The organism is Bradyrhizobium genosp. SA-3 (genome assembly GCF_004212635.1).
Classification (GTDB): Bacteria; Pseudomonadota; Alphaproteobacteria; order Rhizobiales; family Xanthobacteraceae; genus Bradyrhizobium.
This window is the reverse complement of record NZ_PSRT01000030.1, coordinates 25697-44761: the sequence shown is the minus strand read 5'-3', so window position 1 is coordinate 44761 and position 19065 is coordinate 25697. Positions and strand designations below refer to the sequence as shown.

Genomic DNA, 19065 nt, shown 5'->3' with positions numbered 1-19065 from the left:
GCCTTAACCTTACGACGCCTGCGCAAGGCGCGTCGACTCCTCCCGGATCAGAGCCAGGATGTGGCGCTTGGCGTCGTTGAACCCGGGGCTGGTGATGTCGCGCGGGCGCGGCAGGTCGAAATTGACGGCCTCGCGGATCCGGCCCGGCCGCTTCGTCATCACCACGATCTTGTTGCCGAGCACCAGCGCCTCGTCGACGCTGTGGGTGACGAACACGATGGTGCAGCGGCGCTTCTGCCAGATCGCGACCAGCTCCTCCTGCATTTCGAGCTTGGTCTGGGCATCCAGCGCCGCGAACGGCTCGTCCATCAGGATCACGCTCGGGTTCATCAGCAGCGCGCGGGCGATGCCGACGCGCTGATTCATACCGCCGGACATCTCGGAGGGATGGTGGTGCTCGAAACCGCGCAGGCCGACGAGATCGATGAACTCCATGGCGCGGTCGTAGCGCTCGGCCTTGGGGATACCCTTGAGCTTGAGGTGGAAGGCGATGTTGTCGATCGCCGTCAGCCACGGCATCAGGGTCGGCTGCTGGAACACCACGCCGCGGTCCGAGCCGGGCCGCTCGACCTGCTTGCCATCCACTAGCGTTCGGCCGGAGGTCGCCTGCTCGAAGCCGGCGATGATGTTCAGGAGTGTCGACTTGCCGCAGCCGGAGGGGCCGAGCAGGCAGACGAAGTCGTTGGCCTCGATGTCGAGATTGATGTTGTCCAGCGTCAGTAGGTCGCGGCCGCGCCTCTTGTCGGAGAACACCTTGACGATGTTGCGAAGCTCGATTGCCGCCATCAGCCCGCCCTACCCTGCACGGTGGTCGTCTGCTGCCAGCGCAGCGCGCGCGCCATGATCGCCTTGAGGCCAAGGTCGGAGAGATAGCCGAGCAGCCCGATCGAGATCATTGCCGCGAGCACGATGTCGTAGCGCAGAAAGTAATAGGAATCCCAGAGCACGTAGCCAAGGCCGCTCCTGACTGCGACCATCTCGGCCGTGACCGTCAGCATCCAGGCTGAGCCGACCGCGATGCGCAGGCCTGCGAAGATCGATGGCAGCGCCGCCGGCAGGACGATGTCGGTCAGCATCTGCCGTCCGTTCGCCCCCATCATCGCGCCGGCGCGCACGAGATTGTGGTCCACCGTCTTGACGCCATGGATGCTGTTCATCAGCACAGGAAAGAAGGCACCGAGGAAGACGAGGAAGATCGCCGGCTTGTCGGCAATGCCGAACCAGATGATCGCCAGCGGAATCCACGACACCGGCGGAATCGGCCGCAGCATCTGCAGCGTCGGCTCCAGCGTCTTCTCGAACAGGCGCGACCAGCCGATGGCGACGCCGGCGAGGATGCCGAGAAGGCTAGCCAGCGCAAAGCCGCCAAAGACGCGAACAGCACTCGCAAGCGCGTCGCGCAGCCAGTGGCCGGAATAGGTCTGCGTGGTCTCGTCGAAGCCGAATACCCAGTCGCCGAGCGCATGCAGCACCGCGCTCGGCGCCGGCAGCAGCGCGGGCGGAAGCATGCCGCTGCGGGCAAAGGCCTCCCAGCCTGCGATCAGCAGCGCGGGCACCACGAGGCGTTCGAGTCCCTGGAACGCCCGCGTCAGCCGGAACGCCGGCCTCGCGGGCGAGACGTCAGTAACCGAGGTCATTCTTGGCCTTTCCGGTGGTCCGCTCCAGGAACGAATAGTCCATGTTCTTCTCCGCTTCCGCGGAGACGTCCTTTGAGATGTATTTGAGGTCGCGCATCATCGCGGCTATCGCCAGCGTCTGCGAGCGATGGATCGCGGGATCGGGCGAGGCATTCTTCAGCGCCTCGGTCGCGACCGTCTTGTCGAGGCCGGTGAGCTTGTTGATGACCTCGACCCACGGTCCCTTGTCGGCGATCAGCTTGTTGTCGAGCTCGACCACGGCGCTGACGACGCCCTGGACGCCGGCGCGCTGGCTCGCGATCACGTCGGAACGGGTGACGATCAGATTCGTGAGATTTCCGGCAGCCTGCTCATACGGCAGCACAAAATGCTTGCCGGCACCGGCCAGCCGGATCTGCGAGGCAAACGGCTCGACCGAACAGATCATGTCGACCTCGCCGCGCTGGAGCGCCGCGAGATGGTCGGACGGATTGGGAATGTTGATGAACTGGATGTCCTTGTTGGGATCGACACCCTGCTTGAGGAACGCGCCGCGCATGTGGATGTCCTGCGCATTGCCGCGAGACGCCGCGACCTTGAGCGGCTGACCGTCGCTCTTCGCCCTCGCAACGGTCGTCTTGAAGGTGGCCCAGTCCTCGGGGGGCAGGTTCAGCTTCGCGGAGGAGAGACATTCCGAGCCGCCGTTGATCTGGCCGGATACGGCGACGACGTCAAAACCTTTGTCGAGTGCGGTGATGTAGTGGAGATAGGTCACCTGCGCGACGTCGATGCTCTTCGACACCAGGGCAGTGAGCACGTCATTGCCCGAGTTGAAGCCGGTGGCCTCGACCTCGACGTTCTTCGCCATGCCCGGGATCAACGACATCGGCAGGCAGTGCGCGCATTTGGCGTAGCCGAGCTTGATCTTCGGAGCTTGCGCGGAGGCGATCCCGCTGCCGCCAAGCACCGCCGCCATCACCACGAGGCCCAATCGCAAACTCGTCCGCATCGCTTACTCCATTTCAAAGGCGCGGGATCTCGCGCGTCGGAAACGATCATCCGCCGGCCTTCGCCGCCGCGCAATCCGGTTTTTGCATGCTGCATACAATTTACGCACTATGCTATTGTTTTCAGCGACATACGTCGGTATTTTTGGCAAACAAGAAGGCCGGAAACGGCTAAGATCAACGTGAGAAGTGAGGCACGCGTGCAGCCAAAATCGGAAGCGCCAAAGGGACGAAAGTCGCCCAAACTCAAGCGGATGGGCCTGCATGAGCGCGCCGCCGCGCGGATGCGGACGATGATCATTCGCGGCGAGCTGCCGCCGGGCTCGCAGACCCAGGAGACGAAGCTGTCGAAGGAGCTCGGCGTGTCGCGCACCCCCTTGCGCGAGGCGATGAAGGTGCTGGCGGCGGAAGGGTTGATCGAGTTGCGGCCGAACCGCAGCCCGCGCATCGCTGACATCGCGGTCGACGACATCTCGGAATTGTTCGAGGCGCTCGCCGGCATCGAGCGGCTCGCCGCCGAGCTCGCCGCGGAGCGCGCCACCGAGCGCGATCTCGCCCGCTTGCGCACGCTTCAGACCCGGATGGAAGGTCATCATCGCAACGGCAAGCTCGACGATTATTTTGCGATCAACGGCGAGATCCACAACACCATCGTCCGCATGGCCCGCAACACGCCGCTGCGCGAGGCCCACGAGACGCTGATCTCCCGCGCTGAACGCGCGCGTTATCTCGCGCTCGGCGCCGACAAGCGCTGGAGCAATTCGGTGAACGAGCATGCCGATATCCTCGCAGCCCTCGAGGCGCGCGACAGCGAAGCCGCCGGACGCCTGCTCGGGGCCCATGTCAGACAGACCGGCACCGCGCTGCTCGAGACTCTTGCTCCCAAGCCCAAGCTGACGGCGGCATGACCATGAAGCTGCTGCTGCTCAACCCTAACACCAGCACCTCGGTCACCCAGTTGATGACCGATGTCGGGCAGCGCGCCGCCGCGCCCGGCACCGAGATCGTCCCCTGCACCGCCTCGCGCGGCGTGCCCTATATCGCGACGCGCACCGAGGCGCAGATCGGCGGCGCCATCGCGCTGGAGATGCTGGCCGAGCAGCACACCAAGGTCGATGCCGCGATCATCGCCGCCTTCGGCGATCCCGGCCTGTTTGCCGCGCGCGAGACGTTCGACATTCCCGTGATCGGCCTTGCCGAAGCTGCGATGCTCACCGCCTGCATGGCCGGTCGCCGCTTCGCCATCGTCACTTTCGCGCAAGCGCTGGGCCCCTGGTACGAGGAGTGCGTCCGCGACCACGGGCTGCGAGAACGCTGCGCCGGCATCCGCATGCTCGACACGCCGTTCAAGGCGATTTCGGATGTCGGCACCGAGAAGGAGGATTTGCTCGTCGAACTCGCGCAGCGCGCCATTGTCGAGGACGAGGCCGATGTCCTGATCTTTGCGGGCGCGCCGCTTTCGGGTCTTGCCGAACGCGTCGCCGACCGGATCCACGTCCCCGTCGTCGATCAGGTCGTCGCCGCCGTGAAGCAGGCGGAGGCGCTGGTGGCGCTCCGCCTGCGCAAGGCGACCGCAGGCACGTACCGCCGGCCCGCCGCCAAACCCACCACTGGTCTTGCCGACGCGCTCGCCGCGCGGCTCGAGCATCGCGACAGCTGATCAGAGAGGCGGCCGGAGATGCGAAAAGCCCAATTCGTTTTCGATGGCACGGCCAAAGGCAAACAGACGGGATTCGCAGCGCGGTGGCGCGATGATCTGGATACCGAAGGGCAGCTCGTCTTCTTCCCGACGCACCGGCAAGGTCAGAACGGGGAAGCCGACCAACGAGACAATGAAAGTGACGGCGAGATAATCGATGGGCGTCTCCAGCGCCGTGCCGTCGATCGCGGTGACATCGCTGATCTCGTTCGGCCAGGGAAAGACCGACGCCGCCGGCGCAACCAGGAGATCGGCGCGCGTGAACAGCTCGCGAAAGCTGCGATAGATCGCGGTGCGGCGCCGCTCGGCGTTGAGGTAATCCTCGGCAGAGAGTTTTGTGCCCGCCTCGATGTTCCAGATCACGGTGGGCGTGAGCTCGGCGCGACGCGTCCGCAGCAGCTCGCCATAGCTGTTGGCGATGTGCGCGGCGCGCAGCGTACGGAAGGTCTCGATCGCACCGCTGCAATCGAGCCAGGACGGCATGACATCGGCAATTCTAGCAAGCGCATCGCAGGCGGTAGCAAAACGCTCGCGGACATCGCGCGCAACCGTCGCGACACCGAAATCGGGCGTGACAGCGATCCGCGGACGTCCCGCGAGCGACCGATCGTCATTGATAACACCGGCCGAGAGCGGATCATTCGCATCTCCCCCAGCACATACCGACAACGCCAGTTCGAGATCATCGACGCCGCGGGCGAGAAAACCGTGGGTGGCGAGCATATCCCAGCCGAGCGGTCGGCGCGGCGACGGGATGCGGCCGGGTGTCGGCCGGATCGAGGCGACATCGCAAAAACTTGCGGGCGTGCGCACCGAGCCGCCGAAATCGGTGCCGTGCGCGAGCGGCACCATGCCGGCCGCGACCGCGACGGCGGAGCCGCCGGACGATCCGCCGGATGTGAGCGCGGGATCGAATGGATTGCGCGTCGGCCCGCACAATTTATTGGTGCAGACCGCACCGAAGCCGAATTCCGGCGTGTTGGTCTTTCCCAAAATGATCGCGCCGGCACGTCGCAGCCGCGCGACCACGAGATCGTCCTCTGCGGGCACATGATCACGAAACAGCACCGATCCATAGGTGGTCGCAAGCCCCGCGGTGTCGGTGAGGTCCTTAATCCCGACGGGCACGCCGTGCAGCGGACCGACCGGCGCGGGCGCGGCATCGCAGATTTGCGCAGCGCGGCGGGCGCCCTCGGCATCGACGGTTATGAACGCCGCCAATTGCGGATCCTGTTCCGCGATCCGCACCAGATGCGCCTCGACGGCGTCACGCGAAGAGAACTCACCCGTCACGATGGCGCCCGCAAGGGTTTTGGCAGTGAGGTCGCAGATCGATGGCTTCGGCGTCATCGCCGCACCATGCCAAACCTCGCATCGAAAGGCGAGCGCGGCGGGCACGAGACTTGCTTTCTTCCTCGGAAGAACCGGAGGCAACACCATGGCTGAAGAAGGCGGGCGTTCGCTCGTCGTCGACGCGATCACCCACCGCTATCCCAGCGGCGCGCTCGCCGTCGAGAACATCAATCTCGACATCAAGGGCGGCGAGATCATTGCCCTGCTCGGCCCGTCCGGCTGCGGCAAGACCACACTACTGCGCATCATCGCCGGCTTCATCGCGCAGACGCAGGGGCGCATCATCATCGGCGACGACATCGTCGATGCGCTGCCGCCGAACAAGCGCGCGGTCGGCATCGTGTTCCAGAATTACGCGCTGTTCCCGCATCTATCGATTAGCGAGAACGTCGGTTACGGGCTCGCCGCCCGCGGCATCGACAAGGCGACACGCCAGCGCGAGGCGCAGCGCCTGCTCGAGCTGGTGCAATTGCCGTCGATGGCCGAGCGGCTGCCGCGGCAGCTCTCCGGCGGCCAGCAGCAGCGCGTCGCGCTGGCCCGTGCGCTCGCGATCAAGCCGTCGATCCTGCTGCTCGACGAGCCCTTTGCCGCGCTCGACAAGAATCTGCGGCTCGACATGCAGATCGAGGTCAAGCGGCTGCAGCGCGTCTCCGGCATCACCACGCTGATCGTGACCCACGACCAGGAAGAGGCGCTGTCGATGGCCGACCGCGTCGCCGTGCTGAGCCACGGCAAGCTCGAGCAGTTCGGCACGCCGTCCGACGTCTACGACCGGCCGCAGACCCTGTTCGTGAACACCTTTGTCGGTTCGACCAACCGCATGCCCGGCGTCGTGGTCTCCGCGGACCGCACGGCCGCGAAAGTACGGCTCGACGCCGGCGCGGAGATCATCGCGCGGCCGGCGGCAGGCAGCCTCACCGAAGGCGGCCGCGTCACCGTGTGCATCCGGCCCGAGCATCTGCAATTTGTCGGCGACGAAACCGGCTTTGCCGGCGTGGTCGGCATGTCGCTGCCGTTAGGCGCCACCGTCGTCCACGAGGTCACCACCGCCGATGGCTCCGGCGTAAAAGTCTCCCAGGCGCGCATCGGCGAGACGCGCGCGCTGGAGAGCGGCGCGGCCGTGCGCCTCGCCCCGCTCGCCCCCTCGCTCGCCAACGCCTTTCCCGCAACGCTTTAGTTCCAGTCATAGTCCACACGGAGTTCGACATGATCCTCAACCGCCGAAGCCTGATGACGACCGCCCTCACCCTCGGGGCCATGAAGGCGTTTCCCGGACTGAGCTTTGCCCAGGCTCGCCCGCTGGTGTTCGCGACCTTCACCGGAAGCTGGGAGGAAGCGCACAAGGCCGTGCTGGTGCCGGCCTTCCGCAAGGCCAACGCCGATGCGGCGATGGTGCTCGACCCCATGCTCTCGGTCGACCAGATCGCGAAGGTCAACGCCGCGAAAGCCAATCCGCCGATCGACGTCATGTTGCACGATCCGGGTCCGGCGCTGGTCGCGATCGGCCAGGACCTCGTCGAACCCTATCCGGTCGAGAAGAGCGCCTACTACAAGGACCTGATCGCCGAGGCGCAGGAGCCGATGGGCCCCGCCCCGTTCTTCCAGGTCGTCGGCCTCACCTACAATCCGGAAGCCGTCAAGACGCCGCCGACCTCATGGGCCGATCTCTGGAAGCCGGAGTTCAAGGGCCGCGTCGGCATCACCAACCTCAACTCGACGCTCGGCACCGGATGGCTGGTCGAGATCGCCAAGATGCGCGGCGGCTCCGAGGCCAATGTCGATCCCGGCTTCAAGGCGCTGGAGGAGCTCAAGCCCAATCTCGCGGCCGTTGCCGCCAATCCCGGCGCGCTCGCGACCCTGTTCCAGCAGGGCCAGATCGACATCTCGCCCGGCAATTTTAACGCCATCCAGATCCTGAAAGCGCGCGGCGTGCCGGTCGAGTTCGTGGCGCCGAAGGAAGGCGCCATCGCCTTCAAGACTACGATCCACATCGTCAAGAGCTCGCCCAACCGCGAGCTTGCCTTTAAGCTGATCGAGGCCGCGCTGACGCCTGAGGTCCAGACCACGTTGATGAACCCGCCCTATCTGATCGTTCCAACCAATTCCAAGGTGACGATGGGCGGCGAGATCGCGCGCGTGCTCGCCAAGGACACCGCCGAGCTAAAGCAAAAATTCGTGTTCCAGGACTGGAAGAAGATCAACGAGCAGCGCTCGGCCTGGATCGAGCGCTTCAACCGCGAGATCAAGATCTAAGACCTTGAAGGTTTAAGTCATGGGCGCAGCACCAGCATCACGGGACGTGACGTCCTACGGAATGGGATTAGCAGCGCCTCTGGCGCTGTTCTTCCTGGTCTTCTTCGTCGCGCCGCTGCTGCAACTGTTCTGGCTCTCGCTGCACAACGACACGGCCGGGCTCCATTGGGGGCCCGGCCAGTACTTGCACTTCCTCACCGATCCCTTCAGCCTCGGCGTGCTCGGCTCGACGCTGCTGCTCGGCGCCGAGGTGACGGCCGTCTGCCTCGTGCTCGGCTTTCCCATCGCCTGGCTCTACCAGCGGGTCGGGCCAAAGCTTCAGACCGTCATCATCCTGATCGTGCTGCTGCCGCTGCTCACCAGCGTGGTAGTGAGGACCTTCGCCTGGATCGTCATCCTGGGTCGCCAGGGCATCATCAACGCGACGCTGCAATCGCTCGGCATCATCGATACGCCCCTCAGGCTGCTCTACACCCAGTTCGGCGTGGTGATCGCGCTGGCGCAGGTGCAGATGCCGCTGATGACGCTGCCGCTGATCACTGCGCTCGGCCGCATCGATCCCAATCTCGACGATGCCTCCTGCTCGCTCGGCGCCGGGAGCTGGCGCACCTTCTTCAGGATCGTGCTCCCGCTGTCGCTGCCGGGCGTCATCGCCGGCTGCACGCTGACCTATGCCGCCGCGATCACCGCCTTCATCACCCAGTCGCTGGTCGGCGGCGGGCAGATGCTGTTCATGCCGATGTATCTCTATCAGCAGGCTTCGACCCTGCAGAACTGGCCTTTCGCAGCCGCGATCTCGATCATCTTCCTGCTCGCCGTGCTCGCGGTCGTCTCCGTCTTCACCACGCTCGGCCGCTTGTCGCGCGGCTATGGAGGGGCGTAATGAGCGGACGCAAGCGCACTTTGGAAGCTCTGAGCTTCGAGCTCGTCATGACCGTGATCGCGGTGATCGCGCTAGTCATCATCATCGCGCCCTCACTGGTGGTGCTGATCGTCTCCTTCACCAGCGGTTTCTCGCTGCGGTTCCCGCCGCCCGGCTATTCGCTGCGCTGGTACGCCGAGCTGTGGAATGCCTGGCAACTGCATTTCGCGGCGAAGAACAGCCTGATCGTGGCGCTGTGGGCGACCGGCCTGTCCGTCGCCCTCGGCGTCGCCGCGGCGCTCGCGATCTCGCGATCGCGGACACTGTCGGCGCGGCTGCTCGATTCCCTGTTCATGTCGCCGCTGGTGCTGCCGGCGCTCGCCTTCGGTCTCGCCGCCCTGATGCTGTTCTCGCTGGTCGGCCTGCCGGTGTCGCCGCTGACGCTGGTAATCGGTCACACCGTGGTCTGCGTGCCCTATGTCGTGCGCAACACGGTCGCAGCGTTGGCCCAACTCGAGCCGACCCTGCTCGAAAGCTCCGCGGTTCTTGGCGCGAGCCGCCTCTACACGTTCCGGCGCATCGTGCTGCCGCTGATCCGGCCGGGCGTCATCGCGGGTGCCTTCATCGCCTTCATGTCGTCGTTCGACAATGTGCCGGTCTCGCTGTTCCTGCGCGATGCCGCAACCGACATGCTGCCGATCCGGATGTGGCAGGACCTCGAGGGCAAGCTCGATGCGACCATCGCCGCGCTGTCGGGCGTGCTGATCATCGCCACCGTCGCGCTGGTGGCGGTGATGGAACGCGTCACCGGCCTGTCGCGGCGGCTGACGAACTGATCAGGCACCGCGGAACAGCGAATGGCCCCAGCGCGTGAATTTCAGCGGCAGATGAAAATGCTCGTCAACGTTCTTGATGCGGAAGCGGAACGGCGTCACGGTCAGGAAACCGTCGCTGTCGCCGAAGAATTCACCGAGATGAAACAGGACCTCGTACTCGCCCGCCGTCACGCCCTCGCCTTGCGCGACGGCATGGTCGAGCACGCCATTGGCGCCGAGCCGTCCGTCGGCGATACGCAGCGAGTCCGGATCGATCCGCCAGATCTCGACGCGCAGCCCCTGTGCCGGGCGTCCGCTCGCCACATCGACAGCGTGAATGGAAATACCGCCTGCCACCATGTTCCTCCCGTGAGCGCCGCGCCATGGTAGACGCAAACACGCACCTTCGGCCAGCGCCTGCGCTGCTGCCGGCCCTGGGAGCGATGACCTCGCTCCAGGCGCTGGTGGCACTGGCCCTGTTCGCGCCGGGCGTGGTCGCGCCCCGCACCCAGATCGAGGTCTGGCAGCTCTCGATGTTCTCGTGCGCGGCGTTCGCTGTCGGCATCCCCGCCTCGTTCTGGGGAGGCGGTTTCAGCGCGCGCCTCGGCTCGCTGCGGATCGCGAGCCTGTGCGCGGCGGCGATCGTCGTCAGCATGGCGCTGGCCTCGCTCGGCTCGACGGCGGCCCTGCTCGCTGCGGGCCTCTGCCTTGGCCTTGCGTTCGGGCCGGAGACGCCGGCAAGCGCGGCGCTGCTGGCGCGGCTCGTGACGGCCGAACGCCGTGCCTTCGTGTTCTCGGTCCGCCAGACCGGCAACCAGATCGGCGCCGTCTGCGGCTCGCTGGTTCTGCCGGCGATCGCGATCTCGCTGGGACCTGCCTGGTGCTATGCGGCGGTGAGCGCCTGTGCTCTTCTGGGAATCCTGCTGTTCGAGCGACTGCGGCCGGCCTATGCCGGCAAGGTCCTCCTTCCTCCGGTGCTCGGTCTCCGTGCACGACTGGCGCTGGTCACCGCGGATCGGCGCATCGCGGTGCTGGCGCTGGCCTCGATGCCGTTCAGCGCGATGCAGGTCTCGCTCAACACGGTCTTTGTCACGCTCGGTACCCGCGAGCTCGGCCTCAGCCATATCGGGGCCGGCATGGCGCTCGCCTGCGCGCAAGCCGGCGGCCTCGTCGGCCGTCTCGGCTGGGGCTATGTCGCCATGCGCCTCAATGCCTCCCGCGCGGTTCTCGTCGTCATCGGCCTCGGCATGGCCCTCTGCGCGGCGCTGCTTGGCCTCGATGGCGCATCGCTCGGTCGCACCGGCCAGTTCGCGATTGCTGCCCTGTTCGGCCTGACCGCGTCGGGCTGGAACGGCGTTTTCGTCGCGGAGATTGCCCGCCTCGCCCCGCCGGACAGGATCGGCGAGACCACCGGAGCGGTCCTGACCGCTTCCTATGCGGGCCTGCTGGCCGCGCCGGCCCTGGTCTCGATCCTGGATGGCGTAGCCAGCCTCGGCGCGGCCTTCTTCGCCTTGGCGTGCCTCGCGCTGTGCGGCACATTGGCTCTGATTTGGGGAGGCCATGACAAAGCCGGTCAATAGCGCGCGCGAGATTGCGGCCGACGTTACGGCCGGGCGGACGAGCGCGGTCGAAACCGCCAGGGCCGCCCTCGGCCGCATCGAGGCTGCGAAGAGCCTGAACGCTGTGGTCACGATAGATCCCTCGCGCACGCTAGCCGATGCCGCCGCCGTCGACGATCGCCTGCGCGCGGGCGAAGCGATGCCGCTGGCCGGCGTCCCCATTGTGGTCAAGGACAACATCTGGACCGGCGGCTGGCGCGTGACACAGGGCTCGCGCCTGTTTGCCGATTTCGTCGCGCCGCAGGATGCAATCGCGATCGAGCGGCTGCGCAAGGCCGGAGCCATCGTTGTCGGCATCGGGGCAACCTCCGAGTTCGCGAGCAAAGGCGTGACGACCTCGCCGCTGTTCGGGCCGACGCGGCACCCGCTCGATCGCGCGTTGACTCCCGGTGGCTCATCAGGTGGTCCGGCTGCCGCCGTCGCAGCCGGCCTCGTGCCGCTCGCGATTGGGACCGATGCGGGCGGCTCCAGTCGCAGGCCGCCGGCCCATGTCGGTGTCGCCGGCTTCAAGCCGTCCTACGGCGCAATCCCTTATGGACCTGGCTTCGCCGAGCCGTTCTTCGGTCTCTCCGTCATCGCGCCGATCGCCACCGACGTCGCCGACATCGCGCTGGCGTTCAAGACCATGGCCGGCGTCGATCGGCGCGATCCGGATTCGGCGAGCATTGCGCAAGAGACCGCCGACATCGCCGGTCTGCGCGTCGCATTCTCGCCTCGCCTCGGTCTCGATGTCGCCGTTGATGATGCCGTCGCGAACGGGCTCGTTTCTGCCGTCGAGCGTCTCTCGGCCGCAGGATTGCACATCGTGCAAGACGATCCCGTCTGGCCGGCTGGCGCGACGGAAGACGCCGTCATGCCGCTCCAGCATGCCAGCCTTGCTGCGCTCTATGGCGAGCCCTTCCGCAAGGAGCCGACCGTCTTCGATCCTGATATCGCCAAGCAGATCGAGCGGGGGCTGTCGTGGTCAGGCGCCGAGGTGGCCGGAGCGCTGGTCGCAAGCGCTGCAATCGCCAAGGCCTTTGCGGCGTTCTTTGGCGAGATCGACCTGCTGCTGGCGCCAACCGTCCCATGTGTCGCATGGCCGCTGGCGCAGCTCGGCCCTGACACGATCGGCGGAAAAGCCGCAAGCCCACGTGCCCACGCGGTCTTCACGCCTTTTGTCAATCATGCCCGCCTGCCGGCGATTTCGATTCCGTGCGGAGCGGATCGGTGCGGACTTCCATTCGGCCTTCAGATCATCGCCGCGCGCGGACAAGACCGTACGCTGCTTGAAGCAGCGCAAGAGATCGAAGCCATATTGCGAACGTAAATTCTGCCGTCACACATAGCGGGCCCCTCGGGGGATCTCTTTGTCGTTCATTGTTCTTCGTTCCCGTCCATCAGATACCCCAGCGTATCGCTGCGGTATGCACCGGGGCGTCCCAAAATTCCTTTGACCGGCTGTCGAGCACCGAGACGGTGATCGAGGCGCCGGCCATGTCGAGCGACGTGACATAAGAACCCGTCAGGAAACGTGTCGCCGTGATGCCCGCCCCGTCCAGAATGCGCTTGGCGCTATTGACCATCAGATAGAGTTCGATCAGTGGCGTTGCGCCGAACCCGTTAACCAGAAGCAGGACTTCGCTGCCCCTGCTTGGTGCGAGGTCATCCAGGATCGCATTGAGCATCTCGGCAGCGATGTCATCGGCGGACGCCAGCGGCACCCTGCGGCGACCTGGCTCGCCGTGAATACCGACACCCATTTCCATTTCGCTATCAGCCAGGGTGAAATTCGGCCGGCCTGCTGCCGGAACGGTACACGGCAGCAGCGCCACGCCCATTGAGCGAGTGCGCTGATTGACACCATCGCCGAGCGTCTTGAGCGCGGCGAGCGGCATGCCCTTTTCGGCGGCGGCGCCGACCATCTTTTCCACGATCAGCGTTCCCGCGACGCCGCGACGGCCGGTCGTGTAGGTGGATTTCTCGACCGCGACGTCGTCATTGGCCACCACGCTCGCGACCTCACGTCCGGCCATCTCGGCGGCCATGGTGAAGTTCATCACATCGCCTTCGTAATTCTTGACGATGAAGAGCACGCCTGCCCCGGTATCGACCGCCTCCGCTGCCTCGATCATCTGATCCGGCGTCGGCGAGGTGAAGACCTGGCCCGGGCAGGCGGCATCGAGCATGCCCACGCCGACAAAACCCGCATGGAGCGGCTCGTGGCCGGAGCCGCCGCCCGAAATCAGCGCGACCTTGCCCGGTTTCAGGGTGCGGCGGCGCACGAACTTCCTGTCGGCACCGAGCAGCAGGATATCGGCATGAGCTGCCGCCAACCCGTCGAGACTCTCTTCGAGCACCGTGTCGGCGCTGTTGATCAGCTTCTTCATGGCGTCCCTCCCGGTTATCTTTCTTGCGTTCTGAATTCGTCAGCCGATGCTTTCGGCATAGCGCGCGAGCTGAGCAGCAAAGTCGACGATGAGTTGCTCGAGCGCGCGATTCTTCTTGTCGTCACCAAGATCGGGCACCGTCACGGTAACCACGCGGGTGCGTGCTTCGCGATGGGCGCCGCGCAGCCGTCCCGGGTGCGCGCGCCCATAGGCCTCGAGGAACGCCGCGCGCTCGGCACCCGAGAGATGGCAGACCTCAAAGATGATCGCGACATGCTTCGCCGGGATCGGCACCAGATAGGCCGGATTGGTAATCTGGCTGACGAAGGAGCGGTTCTTGCCGAGCGCCGCCGCGAGCTTCAATCGCGTTCCGGATGGCCGGTTGTCGAGGGCCCGCCGCAGTATCAGCTTGTAGTCCGCGACATTGTTGTCGCCCGGCCGGCTTGCGTCTTCGCCTGCTTCGTCGCTCATGCGGTCACCCCGGCGATGGCTGCCTTGACGCGGGCCACCGCATTCGGCGAGACCGAGAGGGTGGTCAGGCCCGTCGCCAGCAGCGCCCTCATCAATCGAGTGTCGGCTGCGGCGTCGCCGCAGAGCGAGACCTCGACGCCGCGCTCGCGCCCGGCCTCCACCGTCCGCGCGATCAGCGCCAGCACCGCCGGATGGCCGGCATCGTTGAGGTCGGCGACGGCGCTGATATCGCGCGCCGCGGCCATCGTGTATTGGGTCAGGTCGTTCGAACCGATGGAATAGAACGCCGCGCCGAACTCCTCGGCGCACAGCGCTGCCGCCGGGACCTCGACCATGATGCCGATCGGCGGCCGCGCGCAGGCGATGCCCTCTGCCGTCAGGGCTGCGAATTCCGCGTCCAGAATGGCGTTGGCACGATCGAGTTCCGAGGGGATCGCGATCATCGGCAACATCACCTTCAACGTCCCGTGCATGGCAGCACGGCATAATGCACGCAACTGCACACGAAACACCTCGGGCCGCGCAAGCGAGAGGCGGATCCCGCGTAAGCCCAGGAATGGATTTCGCTCGTTATCGATCGTTAGACCGGCGATCGGCTTGTCACCACCGGCATCGAGGGTGCGGATCGTCACCGGTCGTCCTGCAGCCCACTCGAGAATACGTCGATAGACCGCATATTGCGCATCCTCGCCCGGCAGGCCCCTCGATCCCTCGAACAGAAACTCGGTTCGCACGAGTCCAATGCCGTCGCAGATTGCGGGATCGAGGCCCGCGAGGTCTTCGGGCGCAGCGACGTTGAGAACGACAGCGATACGCCGACCATCGGCCGTCAGCGCCGGCTTGAAGCGGTTGGCGTCGGCAACGATTCGCGCGGCATTCGCTGCCGCCATGCGGTGCTCGAAGAGGCGGCGTGTCTCGGGTTTGGGATCAAAGATCACGGTGCCGGTATCACCGTCGACTAGGGCCAATGACGGCGGCTCTCCGTTCCATGGCAATGAACCTAGTCCAACCACCATGGGAGCCCCGCGCGACCGCGCGAGCATAGCGACATGCGACGACGGCGATCCGCTAGCGAGCGCGATGGCACCGCCGCGGCTCCAGTCAAGGGCGAGAAACGTCGACGGCGAAATATCCTCACCCGTGACGACGGAATCGCCGGAGATTTTTGCGATCGCATCCACACCAATTAACCCTGCGAGCACGCGATCGCGAATGTCGACCAGGTCCGCAGCACGGGCTCGAAAATATTCCTCATTCGCCGCGCGATAGCCGGCAATCTCCACATCGAGTGCCGCGCGCCAGGCATCATCGGCGGCCGTACCGGTGGCAATGGCTTCATAGGCACTTTCCGCAAGCGCGTCGTCGCCCAGCATCGCCACCTGGAACTCAAGGATCTCCGCGGCTTCCCCATGAACCGTCGCGATCAGTTCGGCGAGCTGTGCTGCTGCCGCCTCGATCGCCGCCTTCAGCGCTGCGGCCTCCTGAACCGGATCGCCCTTCGCCGCCCTGCTCGCCATTGCACTCGTCAGCACTGCGACCGGGCCGATCGCGAGACCTGGCGAGGCGGGATGGCCGGTGAGATGGATCTCGCCCACGATCTCAGGCCTCACCGAAACCGTCATGCACCAGTGCCAGCATGGCCGCGAGCGCCGCTTCGCCATCGGGACCGTTGACGCGGAAATACAGCGTTGCGCCCTGCGGCGCCTTCACACGCATCACCTTCACCGGGCTCTTGGCATCGGTCCAGGGTCCGTCGGCAGCAAGCGCGATTTCGATCTTCGCGGCAAAGCCTTTCGCGCATTGCGTAAGTTTCACCGATGGTCGCGCGTGCAGGCCGACCGGATTGACCAGGACCGCGGAGGCGGTCAGCGGCGCAAATGTCTGGGCCGCCCGGTGAGCGTTAACATCATGCATAGAATTCCTCCGCACTGCGCTTGACGGCGGCAAGCGACGAGCCGCCCGAAGACTCGGTCGCAGCGATCACAGCCCCCTCGACCACCGGGGCATTGCAGACCAGGACGCGCGCGCGACGATCTTCGGGTAGCATCTCGACCGCCATCTCCGAATTTGTCTCGGCGCCGCCGAGATCGACAAGGATCGCGACGCCTGCCGGTGACCAGGCCGTCTCGATCGCCTCGAGGATTCCCGCAACGTTCGTGCCGAGTCCGCCATCGACATCGCCACCAGTCCAGGCCAGCGGCACCGCGTCTCCGACCATCTGGCGCACCATATCGGCTGCACCTTCCGCGATCTTCGGCGAATGCGACACGATGACAATTCCGACATTGCTCATGTATTGACCTCGAACTCCAGTGTCTCAACTGCTGCGCCGATCAGAAGGGACGCCGAGCGCGAGCCCGGGTCCATGTGACCGATGGAACGTTCGCCAAGAAAGGACGCGCGGCCGCGGATCGCCAGCATGGGTGTAGTACGATCGGCCGCCTGCGTCGCCTCGATCGCGATCGCCTTGGCATCGCCGCCTCCCGCCAGAACGGCGTGCACCGGCACCAGGACATCCAGCAGCGTTTTCTGCCCCGCTTCGGAACGGCCGCGCGCCTTGACGGCATCGATCGCCTTCTCCGTCGCCGCGACGAGATCGGCCCGGCTCGGCTGCTCAGGAAGTGCCTTGCCCAGCTCCATGAAGAAAGTCCCGACCAGCGGCCCCGATGCACCGCCGACCTTCATCACCAGGGTCATTCCGATCGCTTTGAGCATTTCCGGGAGCGACTTGTCGGCAAGGGCCGGCAGTGCCGCGAGCACAGCCTCGAAACCGCGCTTCATGTTCAGCCCATGATCCCCATCGCCAATCGCTTGGTCGAGGCTCGTCAGTTCGTCCGCATGTTCGATCACTGACCCAGCCAGCGCCCGCGCCAATCTCTCCCTGGCTACCCGATCAAGGCTCATGCCGCCACCCTCCAGCCTTTCGCATCGAAAAACAGCGGTTTGTTCAGACGGAGCGACACCACATCCCCGGCGCTGAAGCCCGCCTCGGGATCTGCCAAGGTCACAACCGGCCGGCCGGCGAGGTCGAGATGGAGATGGCTTTGGTCGCCGAGGTGTTCGATCCGCTTGACGGTTGCCGATACATCGCCGCCGCCGCGCGCAATCGTCAGATGCTCGGTCCTCGCGCCGATCGTCTCGGCGCTGGCTGGCGCACCGGCGAATAGAGCCGCCGGCAGCAGATTGATCGTCGGTTGGCCCAACCGCGCCGCGACATGAGCGTTGATGGGGTTCTCGTAGATCTCGCGCGGCGAGCCGATCTGCATCAGCCGCCCGCCCTCAATCACGCCGATGCGCGAAGCCATCGTCATCGCCTCCGTCTGATCGTGAGTGACATACAGGATCGTCGCACCGAGATCGACCTGGATCCGCTTGAGCTCGAGGCGCAGTTCACCACGCAGCTTGGCATCCAGCGATGAAAGCGGCTCGTCCATCAGATAGATCGCGGGCGAACGGACCAAAGCCCGGCCGATCGCAACGCGCTGCATCTGGCCGCCCGACAGCTGCGTCGCTTTGTTGTCCAGCTTGGTCTCGATATGAAGCAGACGCGCAACCTCCTGCACCTTCGCACGGATATCGGCTGCGGGGACGCGGCGAGCCGGCGCGCGCAACGCGAAGGCCATGTTCTCGAACACGGTCAGGTGCGGATACAGCGAATATTGCTGGAAGACGAAGGCAACATCTCGGTCCGCGGGCGCATCGCCGGTCACGTCGCGTCCATCGATCCGGATCGAACCGCAGTCCGGCCTCTCCAATCCCGCGATCAAACGCAGCGCCGTGGTCTTTCCGGCCCCCGTCGGTCCGAGCAACGCGACGAACTCGCCGTCGCTGACGGTCAGCGACAGATCGCTCAGGGCTTGAGTCTTGCCGAAGGCCTTTGAGACGGCATTGATCTCAACTTCAGCCATGCGCGCCTCCTTCATGCAGCGCGGTGCGAATCGCCCGGCCGGATGCCTTGTCGAAGATCGACAGCGTATCGGGCCGGAAGTCGAGCCCGACAGTCTCGCCGGTTCGAAACGATCGGCTGCTGGGTGAGCGGGCCTTGAGCGCGCCGTAGTGCGTCGTCACGGTCACGATCTGCGTCGTGCCCAGATATTCCGTGCCATAGACTTCGCCGCGCACCATGCCGCGATCGGTGAACCGCACATGCTCGGGCCGGACCCCGAGCACGAGTTCGCTCTCCGCCATCGCTTCGCGCGCAGCGGGAATGGCGACATCACGCTCGCCGATCCGGATCGTCTCTGCACCGGTCTGCAAGCCGCCGCGGAATGGCAGGAAGTTCATGGGCGGCGAGCCGATGAAGTCCGCAACGAACAGCGAAGCCGGGCGGTCATAGATGTCGCGCGGACTGGCGACCTGCTCGACAACACCATTGTTCATCACCGCGATCCTGTCGGCCATCGCCATGGCCTCGAGCTGATCATGCGTGACATAGACGGTCGTCGCGCCCAGCCGATCGTGCAGGGAACGCAGTTCATGAATCATGGCCTCGCGCATCTCCGTATCGAGTGCGCCGAGCGGCTCGTCCATCAGGAAGCATTTTGGCTTGCGCACAATCGCCCGCCCCAGCGCAACACGCTGCCGGTCGCCGCCGGCAAGGCCGGAGACGGAGCGGTCGAGAAGGTGCGAGATCCGCAGGATGCGCGCAGCCTCGACGACCCGACGGTCGCGCTCGGCCGCACCGATGGCCTCGCATTTCAGGGGAAAGCCGATGTTGCGCCGGACATTCATGTGCGGATAGAGCGCGAAGAGCTGGAACACGAAAGCGATGTCGCGCGCCGATGCACGGTTCATCGTCACGTCCTCGCCGTCGAGCCGGATGGTGCCCGCCGTCGGCAGCTCCAGGCCGGCGATCATGCGGAGCGTCGTGGTCTTGCCGCAGCCGGACGGTCCGAGCAGGCAAAGGAACTGGCCGTCCTCCACCGTGAAGCTGGCGGACTTGACCGCATGAAACGCACCGAAGGATTTGTCGAGCGCCTCGACCTTGATCTGTGCCATCGC

General features: G+C 65.6%; 21 protein-coding genes. 8 read left to right on the top strand and 13 right to left on the bottom strand.

Annotated elements, in window-relative coordinates; translation table 11 throughout:
- Positions 1-9 precede the first annotated feature (9 nt).
- Genes CWO91_RS12895 through CWO91_RS12885 form a run of 3 tightly spaced genes read right to left on the bottom strand, consistent with a single transcriptional unit; the run spans position 10 to position 2625 of the window.
- The gene (locus CWO91_RS12895) at positions 10-786 is read right to left on the bottom strand and encodes an ABC transporter ATP-binding protein (RefSeq protein ID WP_130213788.1); all 777 of its coding nucleotides are present in this window, start codon (positions 784-786) and stop codon (positions 10-12) included.
- Positions 786-1637 carry an ABC transporter permease gene (locus CWO91_RS12890; protein ID WP_130213787.1) on the bottom strand — a complete coding sequence of 284 codons (852 nt, stop codon included), beginning with the start codon at positions 1635-1637 and terminating at the stop codon, positions 786-788. The genes CWO91_RS12895 and CWO91_RS12890 overlap by 1 nt, the downstream gene beginning before the upstream one ends.
- Positions 1621-2625, bottom strand: coding sequence for an ABC transporter substrate-binding protein (locus CWO91_RS12885; protein WP_130213786.1), 1005 nt, complete (start codon positions 2623-2625; stop codon positions 1621-1623). Before CWO91_RS12885 ends, CWO91_RS12890 begins: the two co-directional genes overlap by 17 nt.
- A gap of 198 nt (positions 2626-2823) precedes the next feature.
- Here CWO91_RS12885 and CWO91_RS12880 point away from each other — a divergent pair, with 198 nt between their 5' ends.
- Both CWO91_RS12880 and CWO91_RS12875 read left to right on the top strand, forming a co-directional pair.
- On the top strand, positions 2824-3531 hold the full coding sequence (locus tag CWO91_RS12880) for a GntR family transcriptional regulator (protein ID WP_165405399.1): 708 nt from the start codon (positions 2824-2826) through the stop codon (positions 3529-3531).
- 2 nt (positions 3532-3533) lie between these two features.
- Complete coding sequence (locus tag CWO91_RS12875; RefSeq protein ID WP_165405411.1) at positions 3534-4283, top strand: aspartate/glutamate racemase family protein; 750 nt, start codon at positions 3534-3536, stop codon at positions 4281-4283.
- Here CWO91_RS12875 and CWO91_RS12870 read toward each other — a convergent pair whose 3' ends face one another.
- Positions 4284-5672, bottom strand: a complete 1389-nt coding sequence (locus CWO91_RS12870; RefSeq protein ID WP_130213784.1) for an amidase — start codon at positions 5670-5672, stop codon at positions 4284-4286.
- 88 nt (positions 5673-5760) lie between these two features.
- On the opposite strand from CWO91_RS12870, the gene CWO91_RS12865 reads away from it, so the two are divergent.
- The 4 genes from CWO91_RS12865 to CWO91_RS12850 are packed head-to-tail and all read left to right on the top strand — an operon-like array spanning position 5761 to position 9626.
- Positions 5761-6852: an ABC transporter ATP-binding protein gene (locus tag CWO91_RS12865; RefSeq protein WP_130213783.1), complete on the top strand. Its 1092-nt coding sequence runs from the start codon at positions 5761-5763 to the stop codon at positions 6850-6852.
- Between the two features lie 29 nt (positions 6853-6881).
- A complete protein-coding gene (locus tag CWO91_RS12860) occupies positions 6882-7928 on the top strand; it encodes an ABC transporter substrate-binding protein (RefSeq protein ID WP_130213782.1) in 1047 nt (348 codons plus the stop codon).
- Between the two features lie 19 nt (positions 7929-7947).
- A complete protein-coding gene (locus tag CWO91_RS12855) occupies positions 7948-8811 on the top strand; it encodes an ABC transporter permease (protein ID WP_130213781.1) in 864 nt (287 codons plus the stop codon).
- Positions 8811-9626 (top strand): ABC transporter permease, encoded by an 816-nt coding sequence (locus CWO91_RS12850; RefSeq protein WP_130213780.1) that lies wholly within the window; start codon positions 8811-8813, stop codon positions 9624-9626. The genes CWO91_RS12855 and CWO91_RS12850 overlap by 1 nt, the downstream gene beginning before the upstream one ends.
- Here CWO91_RS12850 and CWO91_RS12845 read toward each other — a convergent pair whose 3' ends face one another.
- Positions 9627-9962, bottom strand: a complete 336-nt coding sequence (locus CWO91_RS12845) for a hydroxyisourate hydrolase (RefSeq protein WP_165405410.1) — start codon at positions 9960-9962, stop codon at positions 9627-9629.
- A gap of 26 nt (positions 9963-9988) precedes the next feature.
- Here CWO91_RS12845 and CWO91_RS12840 point away from each other — a divergent pair, with 26 nt between their 5' ends.
- Both CWO91_RS12840 and CWO91_RS12835 read left to right on the top strand, forming a co-directional pair.
- Positions 9989-11185, top strand: a complete 1197-nt coding sequence (locus CWO91_RS12840; protein ID WP_130213778.1) for an MFS transporter — start codon at positions 9989-9991, stop codon at positions 11183-11185.
- Positions 11166-12533, top strand: coding sequence for an amidase (locus CWO91_RS12835; RefSeq protein ID WP_130213777.1), 1368 nt, complete (start codon positions 11166-11168; stop codon positions 12531-12533). Before CWO91_RS12840 ends, CWO91_RS12835 begins: the two co-directional genes overlap by 20 nt.
- Positions 12534-12603: 70 nt before the next feature.
- Here CWO91_RS12835 and dhaK read toward each other — a convergent pair whose 3' ends face one another.
- Genes dhaK through CWO91_RS12795 form a run of 8 tightly spaced genes read right to left on the bottom strand, consistent with a single transcriptional unit; the run spans position 12604 to position 19062 of the window.
- Entirely contained in the window at positions 12604-13593 is a 990-nt protein-coding gene (dhaK, locus tag CWO91_RS12830; protein WP_130213776.1) for a dihydroxyacetone kinase subunit DhaK, read from the bottom strand.
- Positions 13594-13632: 39 nt separating this feature from the next.
- Entirely contained in the window at positions 13633-14064 is a 432-nt protein-coding gene (locus CWO91_RS12825; protein WP_130213775.1) for a hypothetical protein, read from the bottom strand.
- Entirely contained in the window at positions 14061-15686 is a 1626-nt protein-coding gene (gene ptsP / locus CWO91_RS12820; protein WP_165405398.1) for a phosphoenolpyruvate--protein phosphotransferase, read from the bottom strand. Before ptsP ends, CWO91_RS12825 begins: the two co-directional genes overlap by 4 nt.
- Positions 15664-15978: an HPr family phosphocarrier protein gene (locus CWO91_RS12815; RefSeq protein WP_130213774.1), complete on the bottom strand. Its 315-nt coding sequence runs from the start codon at positions 15976-15978 to the stop codon at positions 15664-15666. Before CWO91_RS12815 ends, ptsP begins: the two co-directional genes overlap by 23 nt.
- A complete protein-coding gene (dhaM, locus tag CWO91_RS12810) occupies positions 15971-16357 on the bottom strand; it encodes a dihydroxyacetone kinase phosphoryl donor subunit DhaM (RefSeq protein WP_027557143.1) in 387 nt (128 codons plus the stop codon). Before dhaM ends, CWO91_RS12815 begins: the two co-directional genes overlap by 8 nt.
- Positions 16354-16968 carry a dihydroxyacetone kinase subunit DhaL gene (gene dhaL / locus CWO91_RS12805; RefSeq protein WP_130213773.1) on the bottom strand — a complete coding sequence of 205 codons (615 nt, stop codon included), beginning with the start codon at positions 16966-16968 and terminating at the stop codon, positions 16354-16356. The genes dhaM and dhaL overlap by 4 nt, the downstream gene beginning before the upstream one ends.
- Positions 16965-17972: an ABC transporter ATP-binding protein gene (locus tag CWO91_RS12800; protein ID WP_130213811.1), complete on the bottom strand. Its 1008-nt coding sequence runs from the start codon at positions 17970-17972 to the stop codon at positions 16965-16967. The genes dhaL and CWO91_RS12800 overlap by 4 nt, the downstream gene beginning before the upstream one ends.
- Positions 17965-19062, bottom strand: coding sequence for an ABC transporter ATP-binding protein (locus CWO91_RS12795; RefSeq protein ID WP_130213772.1), 1098 nt, complete (start codon positions 19060-19062; stop codon positions 17965-17967). Before CWO91_RS12795 ends, CWO91_RS12800 begins: the two co-directional genes overlap by 8 nt.
- Positions 19063-19065: the final 3 nt, after the last annotated feature.